The organism is Rhizobium sp. CF080, from assembly GCF_000282095.2.
Classification (GTDB): domain Bacteria; phylum Pseudomonadota; class Alphaproteobacteria; order Rhizobiales; family Rhizobiaceae; genus Neorhizobium.
Window position 1 is genome coordinate 491921 of the sequence record NZ_AKKC02000008.1, and the last position, 26237, is coordinate 518157.

The window sequence follows — 26237 nt, forward strand, 5'->3', positions numbered from 1 at the left end:
GGCCATCAGTGATAGCCCTCATGCGGATCGACCTTGCCGCGGAATACCCAATAGGCATAGCTCGTATAGGCGAGGATCAGCGGCACCAGGATCAGTGCGCCGACCAGCAGGAAGCTCAGGCTTTCGTCGGGTGCCGCGGCGTCCCAGATCGTCACGGATGTGGGCACGATATAGGGATAGAAGCTGATGCCGATGCCGGCGTAACCGAGCACGAAAAGCCCGAGTGCTGCGAGGAACGGCCGGCTGTCGCGGTTGTTCTTGAGGCCCGTGAGCAGAAGCCAGAAACAGCCGAGGACCAACAGGGGTACGATGACGCTGAAGATTGCTGTCGGCCAGGAGAACCAGCGCTGCAGATAGAGCGGCTCGAGAAAGGGCGTCCAGAGGCTGAAGACGCCCATCGCGGCGAGCGTCGCGAGGGCGGCGATATAGGATAGGCTGCGGGCCTTGTCGCGGAGGTCGCCCGTCGTCTTCATCACCAGCCAGGTCGAGCCGAGCAGCGCGTAGCCGATCACCACGGCGATGCCGGTGGCGATCGAGAACGGGGTCAGCCAGTCCCACCAGCCGCCGGCATAGGCGCGGTTTTCGACCGGAATGCCCTGCACCAGCGCGCCGAGCGCGATTCCCTGCGCCAACGCCGCCACGACGGAACCGCCACAAAAGGCCCAGTTCCAGAGATATTGCGCCCGGCCGGTGCGCCAGCGGTACTCGAAGGCGACACCTCGAAAAATCAGCCCGATCAGCATGGCGATGATCGGTGCGTAGAGTGCCGGCAGGATCGTCGCATAGGCGAGCGGAAAGACCGCCATCAGCCCGCCGCCGCCGAGCACCAGCCAGGTTTCGTTGCCGTCCCAGACCGGCGCGACGCTGTTCATCATCACGTCGCGATGGCGCTTTTCCGGAAACAGCGGAAAGAGGATGCCGACGCCGAGATCGAAGCCGTCGAGGATGACATAAGCGAGCACCGCAAAGGCGATGATGGCTGCCCAGATGAAGGGAAGGTCAATGGCCATGACGGGCTCCTGCCTGAAGTGCCGGGGTTTGCGGGCCGGGCGTGATGCCGGCAGTGCGGATCGGGCCGCCGTCGAGGTCGTCGCTCGGATCGCGTGGCAGGCGGGACATCAGCCGCAGGATGTAGAAGGTGCCGGCGCCGAAGACGAGGAAATAGACGATGATGAAGGCGACCAGCGAAGAGCCGACGGCGGCGGCCGCAATCGGCGAGACGGAATCGGCGGTCAGCAGGTGGCCGTAGACCGTGTAGGGCTGGCGGCCGACCTCGGTGGTCACCCAGCCGGCAAGCACGGCGACGAAACCGGCAGGTCCCATGACCATCGCGGCGCGGTGCAGCCACTCGGTCGTGTAGAGGCTGCCCTTCCATCGACAGTACAGGCTCCAGAGGCCGAGGCCGAGCATGGCGAAGCCGAGGCCAACCATGATGCGGAAGGACCAGAAGACGATCGGAACCGGCGGCTGCAATTCGCGCGGCACGGTGTCGAGACCGTTGAGCGGCGCATCCAGGCTGTGCTTGAGGATGAGGCTCGAAAGCTTGGGGATCTCGATCGCGTAGTCGATCCGTTGCCCGGCCTGGTTCGGCAGCCCGAAGAGGATCAATGGCGCGCCGTCCGGATGGCTCTGGTAATGGCCTTCCATCGCCATGACCTTGACCGGCTGGTGTTCCAGCGTGTTGAGGCCGTGCTGGTCGCCGGCGAAGATCTGGATCGGAGCGACCAGTGTCAGCATCCACATCGCCATCGAGAACATCGTGCCGGCCCGCAGCGGCGCGGTGCGGCGCAGCAGATGCAGGCCGCCGACGGCGCCGACCACGAGAGCTGTCGTCAGATACGCGGCGAGCACCATGTGGACGAGGCGATAGGGGAAGGACGGGTTGAAGATGACCGCCCACCAGTCGGCGGGGATGAACTGGCCTTTTTCGTTCATCGCAAAACCCTGCGGCGTCTGCATCCAGGAGTTGGCGGACAATATCCATGTCGCCGAAATCAGCGTGCCGACCGCGACCATCAGCGTCGCGAAGAAATGCAGGCCGGGGCCGACGCGGTTGCGGCCGAACAGCATGATGCCGAGGAAACCTGCCTCCAGGAAGAAGGCCGACAGCACTTCGTAACCCATCAGCGGGCCGATGATCGGGCCGACCTTGTCGGAGAACACGCTCCAGTTGGTGCCGAATTGGTAGGACATGACGATGCCTGACACCACGCCCATGCCGAAGGCGAGTGCAAAAATCGTCTTCCAGAAGTCGAAAAGCTCCAGATAGACGACCTGTTTCTTCCACAGCCACAAGCCTTCCAGCACGGCGAGATAACTCGCCAGCCCGATCGAGAAAGCCGGAAAGATGATGTGGAAGGAAACCGTAAAGGCGAATTGCATGCGCGCCAGCAGCGTCGCGTCGAAGGCCTCGAACATGGCGTTATCCCTTTTCCGGCGGCGGCCAAAAGTCCGTCCGTTGCTGATGGGATGACAATCGGTGGAGGTCGTCAAGAGATCAATATGCACGAACGCCGCGTGCCCGAATGCCGCAGCCCTGCGTTGAACCGCCGCAGATGGTAAAAAGGCGCTTCCCGCGAGGGAAGCGCCTAGTTGGGGAGGGTACTTATGACGCTGTCGGTCGCTTGGAGGTCATGCGCCCGACCCGCCTTGAACACATGATCGTGAGTTTTGTTCCCCTCTCGCTTTCATTCTCGTGTTTCAAAACGGGACAGCCGGCTGCGGAGTGGAACCTAAACCATGTCTCAAGGTTGTCCGATGCCCCGGCGGTGATATGATCCGTTCCGGGCTGGCATAACGAACCAAGGGCAACGGCAGATGCCGTAGCACCGTCTCGGGAGGATGATATGTCCGGTCTAAGCCCAACCTTTATCGATCGCGAGGATGCCGGAAGGCAATTGGCGGAAGCCATGCAGGCGGCGCCGCTTCCTGATGCCGTGATCCTGGCCTTGCCGCGCGGCGGGGTTCCCGTTGCCTTCGAGGTGGCGCAACGTCTGGGGCTGCCGCTCGATCTCCTCATCGTTCGCAAGATCGGCGCGCCCGGTCATCCGGAATACGGCATCGGCGCTGTCGTCGACGGCCGGGAGCCGCATATCGTCGTCAACGAGGAGGCTGCGCGCCATTTTCACGTGCCGCCCGGCTATCTTGCGGCGGAACGCGAGCATCAGCTCGCCGAAATCGAGCGCCGCCACCGGATGTATTTCGGTGAGGACGAGCCGAGCGAACATGATCACACGGGCCGCGACATCATTCTCGTCGACGACGGCATTGCCAACGGCGTCTCGATCCGCGCCGGCATTCATGCCTTGAAGGACATGGGTGTAGCATCGATCCGGATCGCCGTGCCCGTGGCGCCGCGTCGATTGCTAGAAACGCTGCAGGAAGAGGTGGATGATATCGTCTGCCTGTCTGCGCCGGACCGCATGGAAGCGGTCAGCCTGCACTACGGCGACTTCACGGAGACGACGGACCAGGACGTGGTGCGTCTTCTGAAGGAGGCCCGGCGGCTCAGCCGCACACTGTCCCACTGAGGATCAGAGCTCGACCGTCACCAGGAGCGGCAGATGGTCGGAAGCCCGGCGGGAAAGCGGCGTCGAGACGACCTCAGTCGCGACCGGGGTGATTTCGCTGGAGACGAAGACGTGGTCGATCCTCAGAAGCGGAAACCGTGAAGGGAAGGTGCCCCTGGGCTTCGTCCCGCTCAGGAGTGGCGCATCCGCCATCTGACCGGCGACGGCCTTGTAGGTTGCGGTCACCGGAATGGCGTTGAAATCGCCGATCAGGATCTTCGGCTTGTCCTGGCATTCCGGGCTACCCATCCAGGAGGCCCCGAGAATCTCGCCGATCTGGCGCATCCGGTCGCTGCCCAGCAGGCCGAGATGAGTGTTGAAGACCTGCAGCTTGTGCTCGCCGACGTCGATTTCCACCCAGACCGCACCGCGCTGCTCGCCATGCGAGGGCAGGCCTGCCCCCTTGATCATCCTTGCCGGCAAGGCGGTCAGGATTGCGTCGCCGTAACGCTCTTCGGCGACGTTGAGCGCCGCGTGGAAGTGGAATTCCATCTGCAGCAACGAGGCGATCGTATGAGCCTGGTCGATGCCGCCGGTGCGGCTTCGGCCGACATCCAATTCCTGCAATCCGATGATATCCGGTTCCAGGGCGGCAATGACCTCGGCCACCCGGGCAGGATCAAGCCGGCGATCGGTACCGATGCAGCTATGCACATTGTAGCTCAGGATTTTCAGGCGATGCCTTGCGGGGATGAGGCGGGCCGTGGATGGCGATGCTGCTGTCTGATCCGTCATGGCGCTGGGAACACCTTGGCCCCGGTTTCGTTCCCGTTCTTATACAGCCGTTTACGTGAGGGACCATGATCGCCAGACGCCATCTGCTCAAACTTCTGATCGGCGCCGCGATCTGCCTGGCAGGCTTCCTCGTTTATCGCAGTCTTGGTCGCTACTCGCTCGACGAGATCGAGGAATCCGTTCAGTCGATCGCCGGGTTCCGGCTGGCGAGCGCCTTCTTTTTCGTCATCCTTTCCTATCTCTGCCTTGGCGGGTTCGATGCGCTCGCCGTGCGTTATGCCGGCAAACCTCTTCTCCTGCGCCAGACTTCGCTCGCCTCCTTCACGGCGCTGTCGATCGGCCACACTGTCGGGCTTGCGGCGCTCAGCAGCGGTGCCGTGCGCTACCGGTTCTACACACGCTGGGGTCTGACCGGCGAGGATATTGCCAAGGTCATCGTGTTCTGCGGGGTGACCGTCGGCCTTGGACTTGGAACGCTCGCCGGGCTTGCACTCATCCTCCAACAAGGCGATGCGGCGGATCTGCTCGGCCTCGACGGGGCGGCACGGCTCATGGTCGGCCTTCTCTGCCTTACCGGGCCTGCGGCCTATCTGCTGATCTGTGCCTTCGTGCGCCGCCCGCTTGTCGTGCGCAACTGGCGTTTCGAGCCGCCGGCGATGCGGCTTGCGCTCGGCCAGATCGTCATCGGCACGCTGAATTTCGCCTGCGTCACGGCTTCCATCCAGCAGCTTCTGGCAAGCTTTACCGATGCCGGCTACTTGGCTGTAGCCAGCGCCTATGTCACCGCCAACATAGCCTCGCTGATCAGCCACGTGCCGGGCGGGCTCGGCGTGCTGGAGGCGACCATGCTCGGCATCCTGCCGACATCCGCCTCGATCGGCGCGCTGGTCGCCTTCCGTGTGCTCTATTATTTCGTGCCGCTCACGGTCGGCGTGCCGACGCTTCTCGTCACCGAGGCCTATTATCGTCATCGGGGGGCTAAGTTCCTAGAGCAGACGGTGATGTGACAGGCGGGAAAAAAGCCGCCTGAAACCCGCCTTGATTTCCGGGATCGGCCAGAAAGGCTGTTTCGGATCGATGATCCCCGTGCCGACCAGCGAGCTTGTCTCCCCCTTTTCCGTATCGACGACGAAGCTCCGCAGGCCGCGAGGCTTGACGTTCAATCGGTCGACGGCGGCCAGCATGGAGCCGGTTTCCTTGATGATCTGGGCCACTTCCGCCGGCGCCGCATCGAGATGTTCGGCGATCAGGTCGTTGCGGAGAGCTGTGATCGCCTGTCGTCCCGCCGGGTCCGAGGTTTCGATCGCAAGGTCCGCCTCCGTGTCCAGCCCTTCCGAACGGTTGTTCAGGTTGGAAGAGCCGACGCGCACGAACTGGTCGTCGACGATGATCAGTTTGGAATGAACGATGATCTCCTGTTCGCCGCCCTTGCCGTCCGCCGCCACGGCAAAGAAAACCCGCAGCCGCCCATAACGATCGGCGCGCTTCAGGCGACGGATCAGCCGGTTGCGGTTGTTGCCCATCATCAGCTTTTCCAGGAAGCCGTGGGACTCGCGAGTGACGATCACGACGACCTCCGGCCCGTCGACCTTTCTGAGGCGCTTGGCGAGCGTGCGCGCCACGCCGAAGGAGGCGAGATACTGCGTTTCGATATAAAGATGGCGTTTGGCGGCCTTCAGCGCGTCATGGGTCAGCCGGATCGCCTCACGATGGCCGCGGCGGCCCTTCCACTTCCACGGCTCGGTCAGCGCCAGGCCGGTATTGCAATCGGTCAGCGCCGGTTCGAGACCTTCAGGCCAGGGGTTGTCACCCGGCATGTCGAGTGCCGCCAGCACTTCGCGTGTCGCCTTCTTCCAGCGACGGCGCGCGACATCGCCGATCAGCTTTGCGGTATCGCCGGTCACGATCGTCTGCATGTCGTGGACCGGGCCATAGGCGGTTCCGTCCGGAGACCGGCGCAGGGGATTGACGATGGAGTGGCTGCGGTCGTCCCAGCGGCGCGCGGTGAGGTCGATGCCGCCGAGAAACGCCGTCCGGTCGTCGATCGCGACGATCTTCTGGTGATGGCTGGCGCGCAGCGGGTGATCGAAATCGAAATGCAGCAAGATGCGCGGATGGTCGTTCCAGTCCATCTTGCCGAACATCTTGAGGCTCTTGCCGGAATAGACCGGCCCCATGCCCCAGACCAGGATGCGGACTTCAAGCGCAGGCTTTTCCTCGACCATCCTGCGCAGCAGCGCGCCGAGCGTCTCGCCATCGGGATCGCGGGGGCGGAGCAGGATGCCGGGATTGAAATCCCAGCCGATGATGAAGACCGAGCGTTCCGCCTGCCTCAGCACCTGATCGAGCCGGGAATAATAGTCTTCGCCATCGATCAGGAAAGCGAGCTTGTCCGCCTTCGCACTGCGCCAGGCATTGCGGCCGGGGCGGATGATCGGTTCGAATGGAAGTGCTGTTTCCCCGGTCGGGATCGATTGCGTTCTTACGTCCACCTGCGCCACCTCGTCTTGGAATCGCAAATGAACGCGCGGAATTTGCGCTTTGTTCCAAGCTCGGATGCTGCGCTGTCCGGAAGAAAGCCGAGCGGATGCTATTCGACGATCGTCTGCCGTGTCGGGTTGGGCGTAATGAAGTCGTTATCGCCCGCTCCGAAGAATTCCATCGCGATGATAAGCCCGAGAAGGATGAGAATTGCAGCCACCAGCAGCTTCCAAAGCCCGCCGGCTATCGGCGCCGGGCTGCTTTCTCCCTGCACTTCGCTGCGGTCTGCACGTGTGTGGCTATGTATGGTCATAGTCGATCTACCGGCACGTTCGCGCCGGCACCTCTTCAAGTGGATGCCATGTTGCCGCGCGGCATATAGACCGGCGGACTGGGATTCTCGTCAGGATTGGGCAACGGTGCCTCATCCGGCAGCCGGTCGGGTTCCGGTTCGGTGATCGGTGGATCCGGTTTCCAGATCGGTGCCGGCATGGGCGGCCGTTCACTTGGTTCGCGAGGATCGGGTATCATGGAAAACTCCTGTTACTCATTCCACAACCGCCCGACATGGCGATTGTTCCTCGCGAATTGGCCTTACGGCTTCGTGGAGCCGGTGCTTGTCGGGTCCGTGCCGGGAGCAGGTGCAGGCATCTGCGCCGTGTCATTTGTCGCCGGGGGTGCCGGAGCTTGGGCCGTATTGTCTGACGTGCCGGTGAAATAATAGCCGCCAGCCAGCAAGAGGAGCACCACAATAATGCCTCCGATGATCGAATTTGCTCTTGTCTCGCGTGACATGATCTTCGCCTCTATGGCTTGTGAATTTGCCACTGGACAATTCGTAAACGGCGGCAATGTTCCAAAGTACTGGGGGAAGAGGAACTTCGGATGCTTTCAGGGGTTGAATCCGACGGTCTTGCGATCCGCATTCCAGGTAACCGATCTGGGCAACCAATTTGCGAGGAGAAGCGAATGACCCATGCCCGAGACAATTTTCTTGCCTGGCTTCGTGCTGCCCATGCCATGGAGGAGCAGGCGATCACCACGCTCTCCGCCCAATCGCGGCGGATCGAGAGCTATCCCGACCTCAAGGCCCGGATCGTACAGCACCTGCACGAGACAGAGGAACATGCCAGAGCGCTGAAGGCGCTCCTCGACCATTTTTCGGGGACCGGCAGCGTGTCGGCGATCAAGGACATGGCCGCCAAACTGACGGCCAAGGCGCAGGGCGTCGGCGGCATGTTGACCAGTGACGAGGTCGTCAAGGGAGCAATGGCAAGTTACGCTTTCGAACACATGGAGATCGCCAGCTACCGGGTCCTGATTGCAGCGGCGGACGAGTTGGACGAAATGGAAGCGAAAGCTGTCTTTGAACGCATCCTGGCCGAAGAGATCGCCATGGCGGATTGGCTGGAAGCCAATCTGGACGCCATCACCCGCATATTCCTGATGCGGGACGAGCGGGACCTGATGGCAAAAAGATAGGCGACGGCCAGGCGCTGCAATGACGGCTGGCCGAGAGATCAGGTTCTCAGGGGCGCGTCCGAATCCAGGTGGACCTGCAGCTCTCTTACGTCGCGCACACCCTGCTGATAAAGCTGGATGATCTGGGCTGCGAGATTGTTTGCGGCAAGGCTGCCGCCGGCCAACCCGCGTTCGGCACAGACATCATCAAAAAAACGTTGAAGAAATGCCAGTTCACTCGGCTCGAAAGTGTTGGTCAGGACTGCTGCGTTCATTTTTCAGCCTCCCAAGTGGTGGCGAAAGCGCTTCCTGTCTTCCAGTCGCCGGCGCCCTGTTTTTCTCTTAAGCCAGCGATGGCCAAAGACTACTACTTCTCCTTCCCTTTGCAAGGGAAGAAAGCAGGTTAGCTCCCGCTGAGGTGGCTTTGGGTCCTTTCTCAACCAGTCGTGAATGTACGTGCTTTTTCAGTCGTTAAGACGGTTAGCCTCGTGATCGTGAAACTGCGGCCATGTGTTTCGAACTGGCTTTGGCGATGAGGTCTGTCTCCTGGTTTTCTTCTGCTCAAAGGCAGAACCGCGCCGAAGAGTTTTTGATCCGCGGAAAATCGGATAGGAGAAATCTGAATGATCTCTCTGCACAGATTTTAAGATTTCAGCCCTAGGGTTTCGGGTTATGAGGCACGAATTCAGCTCAGCTTTTCCGAAGGCTGCCGATACGATAAATCCCTCGGGGATGCGGATTCTCCAGCTCGTCACCCATGACAAGATGGGTGGCGTGCGCACGCTCGTGCAGATGGTCGAAACCGGTCTGCACGCCCGCGGTTTCGACGTGCAGACCCTGCCTCTCGACACCGGTCACGGAACGATGCCGACGCTTCGCAATCTCGCGCGCCTCGGATGGGCCATCGTTTCCCGAAAATACGACGCGATATTCACCTATCAGGCGGCGGCCTCCGTCTTCGGCGGCTTTCTCGGCTTTCTGGGGCGGGTGCCCGTGCGCGCTGCCCATCACACCGCAGCGCCGGAGGGTATTCGCCGGCATTGGAAGGCGCTTGACTGGCTCTTCGGCTCGACGGGAATCTTCACCCATTTCGTATCGAATTCCGTATCGACCAGCGCTTCGTTCAACAAATGGCCCGCTGCTTATCGGCGTCGTTTTATTTTGATCCCGCACGGTGTCGATCCCATTCCGCCGGCTCGCGCGGCGGTCGACTGGCGGCAGCGCCTTTCCATTCCGCAGGAAGCTTTCGTCCTGGTCGCCACCGGCAGGCTGGTAGATCAGAAGGACCACGCGGTATTGGTGGAGGCGCTCCGAATGCTGCTGGGGATGCATCTGATCATCGCGGGTGATGGTCCCAACCGGGAGGCGCTGCAAGACAAGGCACGGGCTCTCGATGTGGCGGAGCGCGTCCATCTGGTCGGCTCCATCAACCGGGACGAACTCGGCGACATCCTGACGGCCGGGAATATCTATGTGTTTCCGTCGATCTGGGAGACTTTCGGCCTTGCCGGGGTGGAGGCTTCGATGGCGGGGCTACCGGTTGTCGCATCCGATCTCCCGGTTCTGCGGGAGGTGCTGTGCATCGGCGACGAGCACGAAAACGCCACCATGACACGGTTCCATCCGCCCTGCGATGCGATCAGCCTTGCCGAGGCGATCAGAAACCTGGCTGCCAATTATCCGGATGCGCAGCTTCGGAAGGATTTTGCGCGATTGCATCAGGAGCATCACAGCCGGGAGCTGATGCTGGAGCGGTATACGAATTTCCTGCGCTCCGAGAGCGGCGCCCGCTGATCCCGGTACTGGGTTGATGGTCGGCTAGCCGCGTCGGGGATAAACCCGCTGAAGCAGCGAGCGGGCATCGAACAGGTTCCAACGCAGGGCGATATAAGCGCTGGCGATGCCGATCAGGACGAAATTGATGGCGCTCGCCACCGGTTCTCCCGCCGGGATTTCAACGCCCTTACCAACCACAACCAGAGATATGCCGAGAGCCAGCAGCATGCCGCCCCGCGGCAGGTCGAGCGGCATGCGCAGGTTTCCGGACGCATAGATCAGGCAGATCAGCAGCGCCGCCGCCTGCCCGAGCGTGAAGGCAATGGCGGCGCCCATTGCGGCGTATGGAGGGATCAGCAGGTAGCTCAGCGTCCCGGTGACCGCCAGCATCGCAACAGAAGCGACCAGTTCCAGGTTCGTTGTCCCGCTGAAATAGATGACCTGACCGAAATAGTGTGACCGCATGACGAGAAAGGCATTGGCGACGAGCAGGATCGGCATGATCTGCGTGACGACCGGCAGATAGCTCGGAGCCAGCAGGACCGCAAAGATGACGTCGCCCAGCAGGATGAAGGACACCGTGCCGAAGATGACGATATAGCATTGGGTAATGAAGGCGCGCTTGAGAGTATTCCTCGTTTCGGCCCGATTCCCCTCGGTATGGAGGTTCTTGGCGCTTGAAATATAGCCCGCGCTGATTGCCTCGGCCAAAACCAGGAAAGTCTGCTTCATGAGGTCGAGCACGGTACCGTAGGGTGCGACGGTGCTGGTATTATAGAGGCCTGCCAAGAGCAGCCGGTCGACGTTCATCGCGGCTGCTGAGGCGCCGAAGGCTATGGCAAGCGGCCAGCCGTAGCGCCACATCCGCCGCACGTCGCTGCCCCGCGGCCAGACGAAGCCGGAGGCCCATATGGTGCGGCTGAAATGACGGAAAACTGGCACGGAGCCCAAGGCGTAACCCAATCCGACGCCTGCCAGCAGTGCGCCGGGCGTGTCGAATTCGAGCACGGCGATGAAACCGAACAGCAGGGAGAAGATGCTGCGGGCAATGGTCGCGATCGCGACGAGCCGGACAAGCAGGTGGGCGCGGCTGATTTCGACGGCGACAAAATACAATGTGAAGCAAATCACCAGCAAGCTGCTGCTGACCGCAACCCCGGCATGCAATGTTCCCAACAGGTAGAACAGGTATATGAAGCCGATCGCCGGTAACATGACGGCCCCTGAAACCAGCAGCAGGGCGCCCGCGAGCCGATCGGCTTCCTTCGGGTCGTATCGCCCGAAATGCGCGAAGACGATCCACTGGACGCCCAGGCTATAGACCATCATGCATATGGAAAACCCGACGATGTACTGGCCGTATACCTCGGCGCTGGTCATGCGGGTGAAGATGGAAACCGACACGAGATTGATGATCGCCGAGGTCGCCCGCGAGGCTAAATACACCGAGGCATGTCTATCGCTCAATTTCGTCGCCCAATAATATGCATTTGGTCAGAATTAACCGCTAACCCTCTAGGGTAGGCAGGATCGTTGCCGGGAGTGGTATAGATCCTTCCTTAGCAGGAAAAAATGCAATAATCATAGGGCATGTGATGATTATGAATAGCTCTCGGATTGTTGATCCGGTCGGAGCGAGGATCTGCTTTCTCGTCCGCGGCTTCGATGGTGGAGGCGCCCAGCGTGACGCCATTCTGCTGGCAAACGAACTGCAGGCCCGCGGATTTCCGAGCGCCATCGTCACGCTTCAGAGTTCCGGACCCTTGCGCGGCCTGATCCGTACCGACGTGCCTGTCGTCGATCTCGGCAATGGTCGCAAGCGGCGCCTTGCCCTTGCTCCGGCTGCATTGAGACGTTTGCTGGTCACCGGACGCCCGAAAGCACTGGTGTCTTCCGAGGCGGCGGCGAATGTCCTGGTGGTTTTGGCTTCCCGAGGACTGGCACGGGAAACGCGGCCGTCGATCGTCTTGCGCGAGGTCGCAAGCCCCCTGCAGGCGCGTACAGGAGATCCCTATTGGCAGAACCGGCTGGCCTACAGGCTGATCCGATTTGCCTATCCGCGCGCGGATCTCGTCCTGACGCTGACGGCCGGTGCGCGAAACGACCTCATCTCCCGTTTCGGGGTGCCGGCGGCGAAGGTCGTCAATCTCGGAACCAATGCCGTTCTCACACCGCAGATGCGGCAGAGGATCGAGCAGCTCGGCCGCGCGCCACAGCCCGGCCTCATCGTTTCGGTCGGCAGGCTCTCGTCGGAAAAGGGATATGCGACGCTGATCGAGGCGTTTGCGCAGCTCCGGCGGACGCGTGCCGCGCGGCTGACGATCGTCGGAGAGGGTGACGAGCGCGGGAACCTGGAGGCCTTGATCGAAGCCAGGGGTCTGTTGGAGGATGTCAGCCTGCCCGGACACAATCCGGACCCGTTGTCGATCGTGTCGCAGGCTTCGCTTTTCGTGTCGTCATCCTCCCACGAGGGGCTGGGGAATGCGCTGATCGAGGCCATGGCCTGCGGCGTGCCTGTCGTTGCGACGGATGCACCTTATGGCCCCCGCGAAATCCTCGAAGGCGGCAGCCTGGGGCGGCTGGTGCCTGTCGGCGACGCGGCCGCCTTGGCCGAGGCCATGGCCGCAACGCTCGACCAGCCAACCGACAGCGCCATACTCCAGGCTCGCGCGGCGGAGTTCAGCGTGGAGAAATCGGCGGAACGGTTCATCCAGCTTCTTCAGGGCGCGGGAATAGCGGGAAGCGCGGAGCTAACGGAGCCAAGGGTTGAGACAACCGTAAGTATTTGACATTATGGTCTCAAGTTCTGGAAGATTTGATCTTAGTGGGTGGGGGTAAATGGGGAAGACGAAGCTTTGGGAAATGTCCGGTTCCGAGATACTTGCGGGGGTATCCCGCAAGATCGGGCGGCATGTTTATTTTCGCCCGCACCTGTTGAAACTGGACGCACCTGTCGTTGCTTTCACCTTCGACGATTTTCCTGTCTCGGTTTTCGAGAATGCCGCGCCTGCTCTTGAGGATGCAGGCATGCTCGGCACCTTCTATCTTGCAAGCGGGCTGATGCAGCGCGTCGAAAACGGCCAACTGATCGTAGATGAGGAGATGGTTGCGGCCCTTTCGGAAAAGGGGCATGAGATCGGCGGCCACACGCATGGCCATATCAATGTCCAGAAGACGCCCCGTCGCGATCTCATGGCCGATGTCAGGCGCAACGACGAGGAAATCGCCCGGATCGTCGGTTCCGCAAAACCGGTTTCCTTCGCTTATCCTTTCGGGATGATCTCGCTCCCGTCCAAGCTTGCGCTGATGCATCATTATCCGGGTCTGCGCGGCATCAAGGTCGGCACCAATTCCGGCCTCATCGATCTTGCCCATCTCAAGGCGCAGGAACTCTATGACTGTAGCAACGATTCATCGTCGATCGACAGGATGCTCGACGATGTCGAACGCCGACGCGGCTGGCTGATCTTCTATACCCACGATGTGCGCAAGGATCCGACGAATATCGGCTGTTCGCCGGCATTCTTCTCGGAAGTGGTCGACAAGGTTCGCCGTCGCGGCATCCGGGTCGAGACGGTGATCGATACGCTGAAGCGGATCGGCGTCGCCTAGAAGGACATCCCCGGCGCCCTAGCGCCGGTCGGCCTTCAGGTCTTTGTACACGGCCCAGCAGAATGCCCAGGACGTGATGAAATAGCGCCGTGCCAGGCGGCGCGGTTCGGTCGCGACGCGCCAGAGAAATTCCAGCCCCGCCTTGCGCAGGAACACCGGGGCGCGCGATTTGACGCCGGCATAGAAGTCGAGCCCGGCGCCAAAACCGAAGCCGTAGCAATCGGGAAGGTCTGCTCGGTGCTTGTCCATCCAGATCTCGGATTTCGGAGCGCCGATGCCGAAGAAAATATGGGTCACCCGGTTTTCCCGAAGCTTGGACACCAGTTCCCGGCCAAACACCTCGTTCCGCTCGAACGCCGGCGGTGCCGTGACGATGACGTGTTCGGAAAAACCGAGCGCGCGCAGTTTTTCGTCCAGGATAGCGGCCGTGGTTTCGCTCGAGCATAAAAGCAGGGGCCGGTGAATACCCGGCTTCAGGCGCGCGATGATATCAGGAAAGAGGTCGGCGCCGGTGATGCGGCCCGGGACGGCAAGCCCGCGGAGCCACGCATAGAGGAGGACAGGGCTTCCGTCGACGGTGGTCAACCATGCCCTGTCATAGGCGGCCTTGAACGCGGGATTCCTGTTCAGCTGGACGATGTGATCGAGATTTGCGGTCACCAGCAGCCGCAGGCCTTCTCCCGCAGGAACCGGTTCGGTGACGATGGCATCGACGATCCTTCCGGCGTCCCAGGTGGAGAACTCGATGCCGAAGACGGAGGTTCGCCGTTGTTTTGCAGGTGCTTGCTCGGACATTTCAGGCGTACGCTGGTCCATAGGCAGGCTCCGCCTTCCTGGAGGCTATGATGCGGTAGCGCGCCTGATAGCCAAGGCCGAACATGGCAACCATCATCGTGAACCAGATCGGTCCCGACCGTGCGAGGAAGATGCTTTCGAGGCAGGCGAGGAATATCGAGAAAAGCCAGATTCTCAAAAAAAGCCTGGTGAGCGGCGTGAAATTCCTTGCGGCGTCGATTGCCGCCAGATTCTTAAGGGGAGTAGCCAAGACCCATATCACCATCAATATCAATCCCGGTATGCCGGCGTTCATGGCGGCATCGACATAGGCATTGTGGGCATCCACCGCGCGCACGGCCCAATTCAAGGTGCGCATATCGCTGTTGACGAGGCTCTCTGCGCCCCAGAAAGAGCCGAAGCCATAACCGGTGATCGGTTGCTGCGCAATAGCATCGAGCGCCAGCCGCCAGATATCGGCGCGCGCCGTATAGGTGGTGTCGATTCCGGTCGCGGCGACGATCTCTCTCAGTGGCGCGATGGTCGATACGCCGACAGTCGCCAGATTGAGCAGGCCAACGCCGCCGAAGACGACGGGGATGCGGATCCAGCGCCAGCGCTCGAAGAAAATGCTGAGGAGGAAGATGCCGGGCAGCATGGCGGTCGAGGTCTTGGCGCCGGTCTTCAACAGGAACAGGCAGCTTGCCGCGATCAGGAGCAAGCCGATGACCCGTGACCAGGCCGACATCAGGTAGATGCCGACGAAACAGGAGAGCGCCATGACGACGCCCGTCTCGTTCTTCTGGACGTAAATTCCCTTCCAGAGTCCTGCATGCTGGGGCTCGAGAAAATCGGTCAGCTGATGGACGGCGAGCCTCGGGAGAAAGAGCACGCCGAAATAACAAAGGCCGACGATCAGTATCATGCCGCCGCCGGCAAGTCTTGCGAACTGGCTTTCGCCCTTCGGCAGCATCAAAAATGCGCTGGCGCTGATGCAGACGGTCAGCGCAATCAACACGCGCCTTATGGCACCGAGCGGATCGACCGAAAGCGCCGCAGTCAGAAACAGCCACCCGAATACGATTGCAAGCAGCAGGCGGGGCCGGAAGATGACGCTCCGCACCCGCGGCGTCATCGCATAGATGACCACGATCAGGAACAGCATATAGGCAAGAAGCTGGCTCCAGAGAGCCGGCTTTGCCAGGGCCGGGTTGACGCTCGTATCGACGAAGGGCGTCAGCGTGATCCAGTAAAAGCACCCGACGCAGCAAAACAGCAGCTTGGTGCCGAAATTTCCAAAAGACGCAACTTCGTCCGTGTCTCTCGTCATCCACTCGCCGCCGCGTCCTTCTGCGCGCGAATCGTAACAGAAACCGCCGAATCTCGCCAGCATCCATATCCCAACCGGCCACTGCTCGAGGCCAGCGAAGAGCGGTTAAACGCCGGCTTCGCAGGCCGCCAACACGAGAACGTGGTTGCCGGATATTCCGGGCGTTCATCATAACCGGATAAACTTCGGCCGTTTGCTTGACCTTCGCTCCGCTGAACCAGAACTTGCCTCGATGAGACAATCAAAGCAACGCACGATTTCTGGCATGATGGAGCATTTCGAATGCTGAGGGTGTTTGCGCGGCTTGCCGGATCTCTCGTCCTGATGGCGATCGGAGTTATGGGAGCGCAGGCACAGAATTTCGTGGTGAAACCGTTTTCGGAAACCCGCGCGCCTGAAGTCGTCGGATTGACTGCGGCCGACCAGGCCAAGGCGTTGGGGCGAGGGGTCAATTTCGGGGGGACGCTGGAGGCGCCGAGCGAAGGGGCCTGGGGAGGGCGGCTTTCCGCCGAGCTGTTCGCGGCGGTCAGGCAAGGCGGGTTCCAGACCGTCCGGCTGCCGGTCAGGTTCAGCAGCCATGCGGCCATCTCGGCGCCCTACAAGCTCGACGAAGCTTTCATGAAGCGCGTCGACTTTGCGATCAATAACGCGCTGTCGCGTCAGCTCAACATCATCATCGATTTCCACCACTACCATGAGATGGATGGCGATCCGCTCGAGGCGGAGGAGGTCGCGATCGGGCTGGAGAAGAGCCGGGAGCGCTTTCTGGCGATCTGGGAACAGCTTGCGCAGCGATACCAGAGCCTTCCCAATGACAGGGTGCTGTTCGAGATCTACAACGAACCGCATGGCAAAACGGAGGAGGTCTGGAACGATCTGCTCGCCAAGGCGCTTGCGGTGATACGCAAGACAAATCCCTATCGCTTCCTCATCGTCGATCCGGTGGACTGGGCTACCGCCTGGGGGCTGGAGAAGCTGACGATCCCTGGCGAAGACCGCCGGGTGATCGTCACCATCCACAACTATGCGCCTTTCAAATTCACGATGCAGGGCGCCTCCTGGATCGAGGGATCCAAGCCTTGGCTCGGAACGTCCTGCTGTGAAAAGGCGCAGATTGACGAGATCAGGACGCCGCTCGACATGGCGGTTGAATGGGGAAAAAAGAATGACCGGCCGATCTTCGTCGGGGAATTCGGATCCAACTCGCTCGCCTATTATCCCGACCGGGTGACCTACACGCGGATCATGCGCGAAGAGATCGAGAATCGGGGCCTGAGTTGGGCCTATTGGGATTTCGCGTCGCACGAATTCGGTCCCTGGGACCCCGCCACCAAGTCATGGCTGCCGGAATTGCATGAGGCGCTGGTTCCGAAGAAGTAGGAAGGTTCACGCGAGCTCTCGGCCGGCTTCGCGCATATGGCCGAACAGGCCGAATGTGAGGGCCATCAGCACGCCGAAAATAGCGCCGGCAAAAGCGCCGCCGATCATCAGCAGGATAGAGCTTGGCGGCCAGCTCTTCGACTGCGGCGGCATGGGCGGCGAGATCACGCGGACATTGCTGGTATCGATCTGCTGGCGCTCGCTGATCTGGTGCGTCCGCGACAGATAGGTTTCATAAACGGCCGCCTTGGAGCGGGCATCCCGCTCCAGTTCGCGCAGGCGCACTTGGGCGTCGTTTTCGGTAAACACGGTCGAGCGCGAGGCGTCGGACTTGCGGCGCAGCTCCTGCAGGGCACTGTTTGCCTGATCGACGTCGGTCTTCGCGGACTGAAGGAGACGGGCGGCTTCCTCGGAGATCGCACGATCGACGGATGCCAGTTCCGACTGCAGCGCGACCAGGCGCGGATGGCGGTTGCCATAGACCAGCGTCATCGAGCTGATCTGCTGCTGCAGAGCGCTATAGCTGGCGCGCAGGGTGATCATGGTAGCGGAGTCGAACACAGCCGAATTCGCAACCCGCCTGTCGGCATAGGCCGACTGCAGCTGCTTGTAACGGGTATCGGCCTGAATCAGCCGCTGCTGGGCGTCGAGGACCTGCGTATCGAGAGCGCCGGAAATGCGGGTACTGGTGAGCTCGCCGGCGGTCGATTGCAGGCCGTTCTGGCGCTTGAACTGTTCGACCTTTTCCTCTGCTTCCGTCACGGAACGGCGCAGTTCGTCGAGCCGGCTGTTGAGGCCGATCGCAAGCTGGCCGGCGCTATCCGACGAGGATTTGAACAATTCGCCTTCAAAGGCGGACACGATCGCGTTCGACAGTTTGATCGACTTCTCGGCGTCGCCCGTCCAGACGGACAGGACGACGACAAACGAGCCGTCGTCGCGGGTCGCGGAAATCTGCTTTTCGAGCTGGCGCAGCACGCTCAGCTGCTTGTCCTCGGGTGCGGACGGCGACGAGATCAGGCTACGCAGGCCGTCAAGCCTACCCGGGCGGTTGAATTCCGGGTCCTGGGTCAGGTTGAGATCGTTGATGACCTTGGTCAGCACGTTGCGCGACGTCAGGACCCGCAACTTGCTCTCGACTTCCAGAAGCTGGGAATCGCGCTGCGGGTTGGCGGAGAAGACGTCGTCGGAAACGAGGTTCAGGTTCGACGGATCGATGATGATCTCGGTGCTGACCGTATAGCGCGGCGAGGCAATGGCGGCGTAAAGCAGCGCGAGCACGGCGCCGAGGATCGCGGCGGCGATGATCCGCAGAAAGCCCTTGCGCAGCCAGCGGATGATATCGGTGAAATGGATATCCGTCAGGCTTTGAAGCTGTGCTTCGATCCGTTTTTCAAACGGAATGTCCTCATATCTCATCCGGTCGTCATCTTCCCGTTCGTAGGCGGGTGGCTCACGATGATAGTCCGAACGGGATCGATAGTCAGGTGCCGAAGAAGGACGAGGCCGAGCGCGCGCCGGTGGCTGTTCTTCAGGTTCTTCTTCGAGGATGGGGTGGTCCAGGAGGGAGCTCTGGTATTCGCTGTTATAGCGCAAAGCCCGGGCCGATGCCGACCGCCGATTATGTGGCTCCTTCGGCTCGTACATGGACTACCTCCGCCCTTCCGCCACAGCGAAAGAACCTACAATTGGACACACTCTGGCGATCATGACGAATTGTCGTGAATTTTAGGTTAATTGAAGATTTTCAAAGGCTAATAAGAAACTTTGCGAATGGTATGCGCCTCGTCTGCGGTAGATCGGGAAAACCCCTTCAGCCAGAGCTGGGTGGACAATATGCCGACGAAGGCCGCGTTGTCTCGGAACCCGGAGACCGGCTGCGTAAGGCATTTCTGATGGAGTTTGGCGACGGCCCTCGGATTGAAGAGGCCGGAGGCGGAGATTGCCTGTTCACCCAGCATCTCGCCGACATAGGCCTGTTCGTTATTGCCGGCGAAAGAGCGGCTGTCCGGCGCGCGATAGGGCTGTTTCGGTCGCTTGGCGATGATATCGGGAAGCACGTCCTTGGCGACCCGGCGCAGGATGTGTTTTTCGTCGAGGCCCTTGAGCTTCATGCCGGGAGCGAGCCGACTGGCGAATTCGACCAGCCGGTGGTCGAGGAACGGGAACCGGCCTTCGATCCCATGCGCCATGGCCATCCGGTCGCCCTGGCTCGACAGGATGTAACCGGGCAGCAGGAAACGGCTTTCGAGATATTGCGCCTGATGCAGCGGATGCCAGCGGCCGAAATTTGCCGGCAGGCGGGAGGCGAGTTCCTCGGCCGCATCATAGCCGCCGAGTGTCCCGCGCAGATCGTCGGAATAGAAGATCTTGGCGGCCGCGGTCGAGCGGAAGCGCGGGCGGTGGGAGAACAGCGGATCGTTCGCCACATCGTTGCCGGCGCCGAAGAAGGCGGCGAGATATTCGGCCGACTGCTGCTTCAGCCCGGGCAGATAGGGATAGAGCTTGCGGAAAAGATGCGGCCGCATCTTCGATTCCGGCTGGCGGGCGCAGAAACGGCGCACCTGTGCCTCGCGAAAAATGTCGTAGCCGGCGAATACCTCGTCGGCACCTTCGCCGGTCAGCACCACCTTCATGCCGGCGTCGCGGACAAGGCCCGAGAGGCGGTAAAGCGGCGCAGGCGCGGTGCGCAGAACCGGCCGTTCGGTAAAGCGGATCACATCCGGGAAACTTGCGGCGATATCGGTCGAACCGCTGGCGACGGCGCGGTGGTGGGTGCCGAGCGCTTCTGCGACCTGTCGCTGGAAGGCGCTTTCATCGTGTTCGGCATCGTCGAAGGTGACCGAGAACGTGTTGAGGCCATTCGGAGCCATCGGTGCTGCGAGCGCCGTGATCAGCGAGGAGTCGAGCCCGCCGGAGAGATAGGCGCCCACCGGCACGTCGGCGCGCATGCGCAGCCGCGTCGCGTCCGTCAGCAGTGCCCGCAATTCCTCTTCCCTGGCGGACTGGTCGACCTCGGCATGATCGCCCGCATCCGGAAAATCGAGCACCCAATAGGGCCGGGTTTCAGTCCGGCCGTTTTTGGCGATCATCAGGTGGCCGGGTTCGAGCTCGAAAATGCCCTTGAAGGTTGTGCGCGGCGGGATGGGCGCCCAGAGGGTGAAAATCTGGTCGAGGGCCAGCGGATCGAGTTCGGCCTCGATGCCCGGCACTTCCAGCAGCGCCTTGATCTCCGAGGCGAAATAGAGCGAGCCCTTGTGCTCGGTATAAAAGAGTGGCCGCACACCCATCCGGTCGCGGGCAAGCATCAGCCGGCGCTCGCGGTGATCCCAGATCGCGAAGGCATAGTCGCCGTTGAGGCGGGAGAGGCAGGCTTCGCCATAGGCCGCGTAGAGCTGCAGCAGGACTTCCGTATCGCTGCCGGTGCGGAAGGCAATGCCGCGCGCCTTCAGTTCGTCGCGCAGTTCGACATAATTGAAGATCTCGCCGTTGAAGACGATGGTGAAGCGGCCCTCGGCGTCGGTCATCGGCTGCTGGCCGTCGGAAAGCCCGACGATCGACAGCCGCACATGCGCAAGGCCCAGCCCGGGAGCGGCGAGAATGCCTTTCCCGTCCGGCCCGCGATGGGCGATCGCCTGTGCCATGGAAGAGAGCAGGGCCTCCGGATTTCCGGAGCCGAATGCCTCACCGACGAAGCCCGCAAAACCGCACATCTGTTTCCATCATGAACAGGGACACTGATGCCCCCGGTCATAGACGGAAATGCTTGCTGGCCCGCTTAGAGGATCGATAAAATTGTAATCGTGTCCAAAAGAGGCTCAGATCGGTTTCATGCCAAGCACCACCGTCGGCCAGAATTCCGAGACCGTCGGATGGATCGGCACCGCCCAGCGCAGCGTGTCGTAGGTGGCGCGGGCATTCATCAGGTCGAGCACGCCGTGGATCGATTCGTCACCGCCGGTGCCGAGGATAGCGGCGCCGAGGATCTCGTGCGTGTCCGCATCCGCCACGAATTTCATGAGGCCCTGCGTCTCGCCCTTTTCGACTGCGCGGCCGACCCTCGCCATGGCCTGACGGCCGACCAGCACCTTGCGGCCGGATTTGCGGGCTTCTGCCTCAGTCATGCCGACACGGCCGAGTGGTGGGTCGATATAAAGCGCGTAGCCGATCAGCCGGTCGGAGACCTTGCGGTTCTCGCCGTCGAAGAGGTTGGCGGCGATGATCTCGAAGTCGTTATAGGCGGTGTGGGTAAAGGCGCCCCGGCCGTTGCAGTCGCCCATCGCCCAGATGCCGTCGACATTGGTCGAGAGGTCGTCGCCGACCTTGATATAGCCACGCGCATCCAGCTCGACGCCGGCCTTGTCGAGGCCAAGATCGTCGGTGTTCGGGCGGCGGCCGACGGCGAGCAGCACGTCGGAGCCGATCACTTCCGGTGCGCCCTCGGTGCAGTCGACGCCGACGGCGACGCCGTCCTCATGGCTGCGGAAGCGGATGCACTCGGCGCCGGTGCGGACATGGATGCCTTCGGCTTCGAGGATTTCGCGGATCGCCTGTGAAATCTCTTCGTCCTCGCGGCCGACAAGGCGCGGGCCTTTTTCGACGACGGTGACTTCTGCGCCGAAGCGGCGGTAGATCTGGGCGAATTCCAGCCCGATATAGCTGCCGCCGACGATGACCAGATGCTTCGGCACCCGGTCGAGCATGACGATATCGCTGTTGGTCATGTAGGGCACGTCGCTGACGCCGGGGAAATCCGGGATCGCGGCACGGCCGCCGACATTGAGGAAGATCTGCGGCGCGGTCAAAAGCTCGTCGCCGACGCGGATCGTGTTCTTATCCTCGAACCGGGCATGGCCGCGGATCAGCGTGCAGTTCGGCATGCCCTCGAGCCAGCTCTCGTTGCCCTGGCGCGAGTCGAGCGTCACCTTGTGCGAACGGCGCATGACGGCCGGCATGTCGATCTTCACCGGGCTGTCGAGAACCACGCCATAATCGCTGCCGCGGCGGGCGACCTGGGCGGCATAGGCGCTGGCGACGAGCGTCTTGGTCGGTTTGCAGCCGGTATTGACGCAGGTGCCGCCGACATGTTTGCGCTCGATGATCGCAACGGTCTTGCCGGCGTCGTTGAAGCGGCTGGCGAGTGAGGGGCCGGCCTGGCCGGCCCCTATGATGATGGCGTCGAAGGTTTTCATACCGCAGCCGCGATAGGCAGGGACGCGATGATGAGGTAGGCCGCGACGATCGCGACAGCGTCTTCGATGAAGGCGGCCGGCGGATCCTTGCCGAAGCTGGCGGCCAGCTTGCCGCGGACGGCAGCGCCGCCATAGGTGCCGATTGCAGCGCCGATGATGCCGGCAATCAGGCCGACGATCCAGCCGCCATAGGGCGTGCCGATCGCTGCACCCGTGAGCGCGCCCATGATCAGGCGGGCGCCGAACTGCTGCGGCACCTTGCGGCTCGGCGTCGAGGGAAGCTGGTCGGTGACCAGTTCGACGACGGCGAGGATGGTGAAGATGCCGACGGCCCAGATCGTGCCCATGAAGGCGAGCCAGGACCCGGAGAGGTTGAGCCAGCCGAGATAGGCGGCCCAGGCGATGGCGGCAGGTGCCGTCATGGCACGAAGGCCCGCGACGATACCGATCAGCAATGCGAGTACGTAAACCATTGAATTCCCCCTTGATGCCGTTTGCGGCGTTAACTTGACCCCAAGCCGCAAGACTGTTCCGCGGAAAACGTCGGGTCAAGTAAAACTTGTATAACGACCGGATGCTCGCCTTTTCTTGCAGATCACTCCTCCGGCTTGACGATTCCTGCGGCAGCGCTGGTGGAATTCCGCGGCCCAGCGGTTAGAATGAGCCGATCTGTCGGAAACCTGCAGAAAGATGGGAAGAGGTCGGCCCGTTGAGATATCGCTTTCTTTTGCCCCTGGCAGCACTTGCGGCGATCGGCCTTGCGCTGGTCTTCAAGGGCAGCGATATCGCCGCGCGCGGTTATATCGACGAGGCCGAGATCCAGGCCGGCACGACGCTGCGACTGGCGGTGTCGGCGTTGGACGGCCATCTGAAGCGTTACGAGGCGCTGCCGGCTCTCATCGCCGACCAGCAGAACATCGAGGCGCTGATCCTCGATCCGAAGAACGAGACGCTGCGGGCGACGACGAACGCCTATCTCAAGGAGATCAACGAGCTTCTGAAATCCTCCGACATCTATGTGATGACCATGGATGGCGAGACGATCGCCGCCAGCAATTACGATAGCCCCGTCAGCTTCGTCGGCGAGAACTTTACCTATCGGCCCTATTTCCAGGATGCCGCGAAAGGTAACCAGTCGCGCTTCTATGCGCTCGGCACGACGTCTTCGAAGCGCGGCTACTATTTCGGCTCGCCGATCGAGATTGCCGGCACCATCCGCGGCGTGATCGTCTTCAAGGTGGATATCGACACCCTCGAAGCCTCCTGGGGTGGTGGCGACGACCGGATCTTCGTGTCGGACCCAGAAGGCATCATCTTCATGACCGGGAGCCCGGAATGGCTTTATGCGAGCATCTTGCCGCTGACGCCCGACCGGATCGCCCGAACCGAGGCGTCGCGGCGGTATGCGGACGCCAAGCTTCGCGAACTGCCGGTCAAGCGCGGCAGCTTTGCCGGTCGCGACGTCATGGTCATCCAGGATGGCGGGTCCGAGAAGGAATATCTCGTCGTATCGCAACCGATGCCGGATGCCGGCTGGACCGTCAACGTGCTGATGGATACCGGCTCGGTCCATACCCAGGCAAAGACCGCGACGGTTGCAGCGCTTCTGACGCTTTGCCTTGTGGGTCTGGGGCTCGCGATCATCCTGCAACGCCGTGCTCGGCTCAATGAACGCCTGATGCTGCAGGCCGAAGCGCGCAACGAGCTCGAACGCCGCGTTGCCGAACGCACGGCCGATCTCGCCCGCGTCAACAGCCGCATCGAGGAGGAGATTGCCGAACGGCGGCTCACCGAGCAGCGGCTGCGCCAGACCCAGGCCGACCTCATTCAGGCCGGCAAGCTCGCCGGCCTTGGCCAGATGTCGGCGGCCCTGTCGCACGAACTCAACCAGCCGCTTGCCGCCGCCAAGACTTACGCCGAAACGGCCGCGGTGCTGATCGACATCGGCCGGACCGAAGACGCGCGCGACAATGTCCGGCGGATTTCGGCGCTGATCGACCGCATGGCCTCGATCAGCAAGCACCTGCGCAACTTCGCCCGCAAGCCGAACGAGAAGCTCGGGGCCGTCGCCCTGGACGACGTGATGCGCGACACGCTGGAAATCGTCGCCGCGCGCCTGAAGACTGCGGATGCAGAGCTCGACATCGACATCGATCCCGCCATTCCCGCGGTCAAGGCGGGTGCCGTGCGGCTTCAGCAGGTGTTGGTCAACATCATCACCAATGCGGCCGATGCGGTCGAGGGCCTCGATGACCGGCGCATTACCGTCTCGGCCAGCCAAGCGGATGGCAAGGTCCTGGTCTCGGTGCGCGATCGCGGACCGGGCGTCGCGGCCGCCATCCATGAGCGCATCTTCGATCCGTTCTTCACGACCAAGGGTGTCGGCAAGGGCCTGGGCCTGGGCCTGTCGATCTCCTACAATATCATCAAGGATTTCGGCGGCAGCTTGAGCGTCGCCGATCACCCGGAAGGCGGCGCGGTCTTCCTGATCGAACTCGACGTTGCCGACGGCAATCTTCTGGAGGCGGCCGAGTGAGTGAGCAAAGGGTTCTGCTGGTCGACGACGAGGAGGAGCTGCGCCGTTCGACGGCGCAGGCGCTGGAGCTTTTCGGCCTGTCGGTCCAGACCTTTTTCAACGCCGACCATGTGCTGGAACTGACCGGTTTCGGCTTCGATGGCGTCGTTGTCAGCGATATCCGCATGCCGGGCACCGACGGAATGACGCTGCTCCAGAAGATCCGCGAGCTCGATGCGGAAATCCCGGTCATCCTGGTCACCGGCCATGGCGACGTGCAGCTTGCAGTCAAGGCCATGCGGGAGGGCGCCTATGACTTCCTCGAAAAACCGTTCACGCCACAGCACCTTGCCGGCATCATCCGCCGCGGGCTCGACCGGCGCAGCCTGGTGCTGGAAAACCGCCGGCTGAGGGCTGTCGCGGGCAAGCGCGACGATGTCGAGGCCCGGCTTCCCGGCCGCACCCAGGTGATGGTGGATCTCCGCTACCGTATCCGCGCCATCGGGGCCGCGGATGCCGATACGCTGATCATCGGCGAAACCGGCGCCGGCAAGGAAGTGGTGGCGCGAGCCCTCCACGACATCAGTTCGCGCGCCAACAGGCCTTTCATTGCGATCAATTGCGCGGCCCTTCCCGAAAACCTGATCGAGAGCGAGCTGTTCGGCCATGAGGCCGGCGCCTTTCCCGGAGCGCTGAGACCCCGTTACGGCAAATTCGAACATGGCCGCGGCGGCACGATCCTGCTCGACGAGATCGGCTCGATGCCGGTCGACCTGCAGGCAAAATTCCTGCGCGTGCTGCAGGAGCGGGTGATTACCCGGCTCGGCTCCAACGAAACCGTGCCGCTCGACGTGCGTTTCATCGCCACTAGCAAGGTGGATCTCGAGGCGGAAATGGCGGCCGGCCGGTTCCGCGCCGACCTCTTCTATCGTCTCAACGTCGCGACCATCCATGTGCCCTCGCTGGCGCAACGGCGGCCGGATATTCCGCTTCTCTTTCTCCAGCTGGTACGGGAGGCCGCGGCACGCTACGGCCGCGAAGATCTGGACGTGCCGGCCGACGTGATTTCGGCGATTGCCCAGCGTGACTGGCCGGGCAATGTCCGGGAGCTCCGCAATGCCGCCGACCGGCTGGTGCTCGGCCTCGACCCGAAGCCCGGCGAAACCGGCGCTGCAAAGGATGGGGCAGGGCGGCTCGCCGACAAGGTGGCGGCCTTCGAGCGAAACCTCATTGCCGGCGAGATCGCCGCGCATGGGGGCGCGCTCCGACCGGTCTACGAATCTCTCGGCATCTCCCGCAAGACACTCTATGAGAAGATGCAGAAATACGGGCTCGACAAGAAACTGCTTGGTCCGGAGCATATGCTGCAGGATGACAGGGATGGCTGATTGGGGCCGCATGTGTGGAAATCC

23 protein-coding genes are annotated in these 26237 nt (G+C 62.0%); 9 read left to right on the forward strand and 14 right to left on the reverse strand.

Annotated elements, in window-relative coordinates:
- Positions 1 to 5: 5 nt before the first annotated feature.
- Positions 6 to 1010 carry a cytochrome d ubiquinol oxidase subunit II gene (gene cydB / locus PMI07_RS19400; protein ID WP_007772596.1) on the reverse strand — a complete coding sequence of 335 codons (1005 nt, stop codon included), beginning with the start codon at positions 1008 to 1010 and terminating at the stop codon, positions 6 to 8.
- Positions 1000 to 2418, reverse strand: coding sequence for a cytochrome ubiquinol oxidase subunit I (locus PMI07_RS19405; protein WP_024163950.1), 1419 nt, complete (start codon positions 2416 to 2418; stop codon positions 1000 to 1002). The genes cydB and PMI07_RS19405 overlap by 11 nt, the downstream gene beginning before the upstream one ends.
- A 428-nt stretch (positions 2419 to 2846) precedes the next feature.
- Between PMI07_RS19405 and PMI07_RS19410 the strand changes: the two genes are divergently transcribed.
- Positions 2847 to 3530 carry a phosphoribosyltransferase family protein gene (locus tag PMI07_RS19410; RefSeq protein WP_007771999.1) on the forward strand — a complete coding sequence of 228 codons (684 nt, stop codon included), beginning with the start codon at positions 2847 to 2849 and terminating at the stop codon, positions 3528 to 3530.
- Between the two features lie 3 nt (positions 3531 to 3533).
- Here the strand turns inward: PMI07_RS19410 and PMI07_RS19415 are convergent, their stop codons facing one another.
- The gene (locus tag PMI07_RS19415; RefSeq protein ID WP_007772001.1) at positions 3534 to 4304 is read right to left on the reverse strand and encodes an endonuclease/exonuclease/phosphatase family protein; all 771 of its coding nucleotides are present in this window, start codon (positions 4302 to 4304) and stop codon (positions 3534 to 3536) included.
- A gap of 65 nt (positions 4305 to 4369) precedes the next feature.
- Between PMI07_RS19415 and PMI07_RS19420 the strand changes: the two genes are divergently transcribed.
- A complete protein-coding gene (locus PMI07_RS19420; protein WP_007772003.1) occupies positions 4370 to 5311 on the forward strand; it encodes a lysylphosphatidylglycerol synthase domain-containing protein in 942 nt (313 codons plus the stop codon).
- Here PMI07_RS19420 and PMI07_RS19425 read toward each other — a convergent pair.
- From PMI07_RS19425 to PMI07_RS19435, 3 genes are all read right to left on the reverse strand, one after another.
- A complete protein-coding gene (locus PMI07_RS19425; protein WP_007772004.1) occupies positions 5291 to 6796 on the reverse strand; it encodes a phospholipase D-like domain-containing protein in 1506 nt (501 codons plus the stop codon). The two genes, PMI07_RS19420 and PMI07_RS19425, sit on opposite strands and share 21 nt — an antisense overlap.
- Before the next feature lie 98 nt (positions 6797 to 6894).
- Entirely contained in the window at positions 6895 to 7098 is a 204-nt protein-coding gene (locus PMI07_RS19430; RefSeq protein ID WP_007772005.1) for a hypothetical protein, read from the reverse strand.
- A 35-nt stretch (positions 7099 to 7133) separates the two neighbouring features.
- Complete coding sequence (locus PMI07_RS19435; protein ID WP_155956585.1) at positions 7134 to 7313, reverse strand: hypothetical protein; 180 nt, start codon at positions 7311 to 7313, stop codon at positions 7134 to 7136.
- 441 nt (positions 7314 to 7754) lie between these two features.
- Here PMI07_RS19435 and PMI07_RS19445 point away from each other — a divergent pair, with 441 nt between their 5' ends.
- Positions 7755 to 8267, forward strand: coding sequence for a DUF892 family protein (locus tag PMI07_RS19445; RefSeq protein ID WP_007772010.1), 513 nt, complete (start codon positions 7755 to 7757; stop codon positions 8265 to 8267).
- Positions 8268 to 8305: 38 nt separating this feature from the next.
- Here PMI07_RS19445 and PMI07_RS19450 read toward each other — a convergent pair whose 3' ends face one another.
- Positions 8306 to 8521: a hypothetical protein gene (locus PMI07_RS19450; protein WP_007772013.1), complete on the reverse strand. Its 216-nt coding sequence runs from the start codon at positions 8519 to 8521 to the stop codon at positions 8306 to 8308.
- Positions 8522 to 8978: 457 nt separating this feature from the next.
- Here PMI07_RS19450 and PMI07_RS19455 point away from each other — a divergent pair, with 457 nt between their 5' ends.
- Positions 8979 to 10040: a glycosyltransferase family 4 protein gene (locus tag PMI07_RS19455; protein WP_051484216.1), complete on the forward strand. Its 1062-nt coding sequence runs from the start codon at positions 8979 to 8981 to the stop codon at positions 10038 to 10040.
- 24 nt (positions 10041 to 10064) lie between these two features.
- Here the strand turns inward: PMI07_RS19455 and PMI07_RS19460 are convergent, their stop codons facing one another.
- A complete protein-coding gene (locus PMI07_RS19460; RefSeq protein ID WP_155956568.1) occupies positions 10065 to 11489 on the reverse strand; it encodes an oligosaccharide flippase family protein in 1425 nt (474 codons plus the stop codon).
- 134 nt (positions 11490 to 11623) lie between these two features.
- On the opposite strand from PMI07_RS19460, the gene PMI07_RS19465 reads away from it, so the two are divergent.
- Both PMI07_RS19465 and PMI07_RS19470 read left to right on the forward strand, forming a co-directional pair.
- Complete coding sequence (locus tag PMI07_RS19465; RefSeq protein ID WP_197032543.1) at positions 11624 to 12811, forward strand: glycosyltransferase; 1188 nt, start codon at positions 11624 to 11626, stop codon at positions 12809 to 12811.
- 49 nt (positions 12812 to 12860) lie between these two features.
- The gene (locus PMI07_RS19470; RefSeq protein ID WP_007761215.1) at positions 12861 to 13634 is read left to right on the forward strand and encodes a polysaccharide deacetylase family protein; all 774 of its coding nucleotides are present in this window, start codon (positions 12861 to 12863) and stop codon (positions 13632 to 13634) included.
- Positions 13635 to 13652: 18 nt separating this feature from the next.
- Here the strand turns inward: PMI07_RS19470 and PMI07_RS19475 are convergent, their stop codons facing one another.
- Entirely contained in the window at positions 13653 to 14450 is a 798-nt protein-coding gene (locus PMI07_RS19475) for a WecB/TagA/CpsF family glycosyltransferase (RefSeq protein WP_007761212.1), read from the reverse strand.
- Positions 14431 to 15738, reverse strand: a complete 1308-nt coding sequence (locus PMI07_RS19480; protein ID WP_037087657.1) for an O-antigen ligase — start codon at positions 15736 to 15738, stop codon at positions 14431 to 14433. Before PMI07_RS19480 ends, PMI07_RS19475 begins: the two co-directional genes overlap by 20 nt.
- A 282-nt stretch (positions 15739 to 16020) precedes the next feature.
- Here PMI07_RS19480 and PMI07_RS19485 point away from each other — a divergent pair, with 282 nt between their 5' ends.
- On the forward strand, positions 16021 to 17118 hold the full coding sequence (locus PMI07_RS19485) for a glycoside hydrolase family 5 protein (protein WP_007761207.1): 1098 nt from the start codon (positions 16021 to 16023) through the stop codon (positions 17116 to 17118).
- A 6-nt stretch (positions 17119 to 17124) separates the two neighbouring features.
- Here the strand turns inward: PMI07_RS19485 and PMI07_RS19490 are convergent, their stop codons facing one another.
- The 4 genes from PMI07_RS19490 to PMI07_RS19505 all read right to left on the reverse strand — a co-directional run bounded on the left by PMI07_RS19490 (position 17125) and on the right by PMI07_RS19505 (position 22783).
- Positions 17125 to 18537 carry a GumC family protein gene (locus PMI07_RS19490; protein ID WP_007761203.1) on the reverse strand — a complete coding sequence of 471 codons (1413 nt, stop codon included), beginning with the start codon at positions 18535 to 18537 and terminating at the stop codon, positions 17125 to 17127.
- 335 nt (positions 18538 to 18872) lie between these two features.
- Positions 18873 to 20831: an asparagine synthase (glutamine-hydrolyzing) gene (asnB, locus tag PMI07_RS19495; RefSeq protein WP_007769004.1), complete on the reverse strand. Its 1959-nt coding sequence runs from the start codon at positions 20829 to 20831 to the stop codon at positions 18873 to 18875.
- Positions 20832 to 20936: 105 nt separating this feature from the next.
- Positions 20937 to 22310 carry an FAD-containing oxidoreductase gene (locus PMI07_RS19500; protein ID WP_007769002.1) on the reverse strand — a complete coding sequence of 458 codons (1374 nt, stop codon included), beginning with the start codon at positions 22308 to 22310 and terminating at the stop codon, positions 20937 to 20939.
- Positions 22307 to 22783 (reverse strand): DUF4126 family protein, encoded by a 477-nt coding sequence (locus PMI07_RS19505; protein WP_024163953.1) that lies wholly within the window; start codon positions 22781 to 22783, stop codon positions 22307 to 22309. The genes PMI07_RS19500 and PMI07_RS19505 overlap by 4 nt, the downstream gene beginning before the upstream one ends.
- Positions 22784 to 23037: 254 nt before the next feature.
- Between PMI07_RS19505 and PMI07_RS19510 the strand changes: the two genes are divergently transcribed.
- Positions 23038 to 24846 carry a sensor histidine kinase gene (locus tag PMI07_RS19510; protein ID WP_280949778.1) on the forward strand — a complete coding sequence of 603 codons (1809 nt, stop codon included), beginning with the start codon at positions 23038 to 23040 and terminating at the stop codon, positions 24844 to 24846.
- On the forward strand, positions 24843 to 26213 hold the full coding sequence (locus tag PMI07_RS19515) for a sigma-54 dependent transcriptional regulator (protein ID WP_007751478.1): 1371 nt from the start codon (positions 24843 to 24845) through the stop codon (positions 26211 to 26213). Before PMI07_RS19510 ends, PMI07_RS19515 begins: the two co-directional genes overlap by 4 nt.
- Positions 26214 to 26237 lie beyond the last annotated feature (24 nt).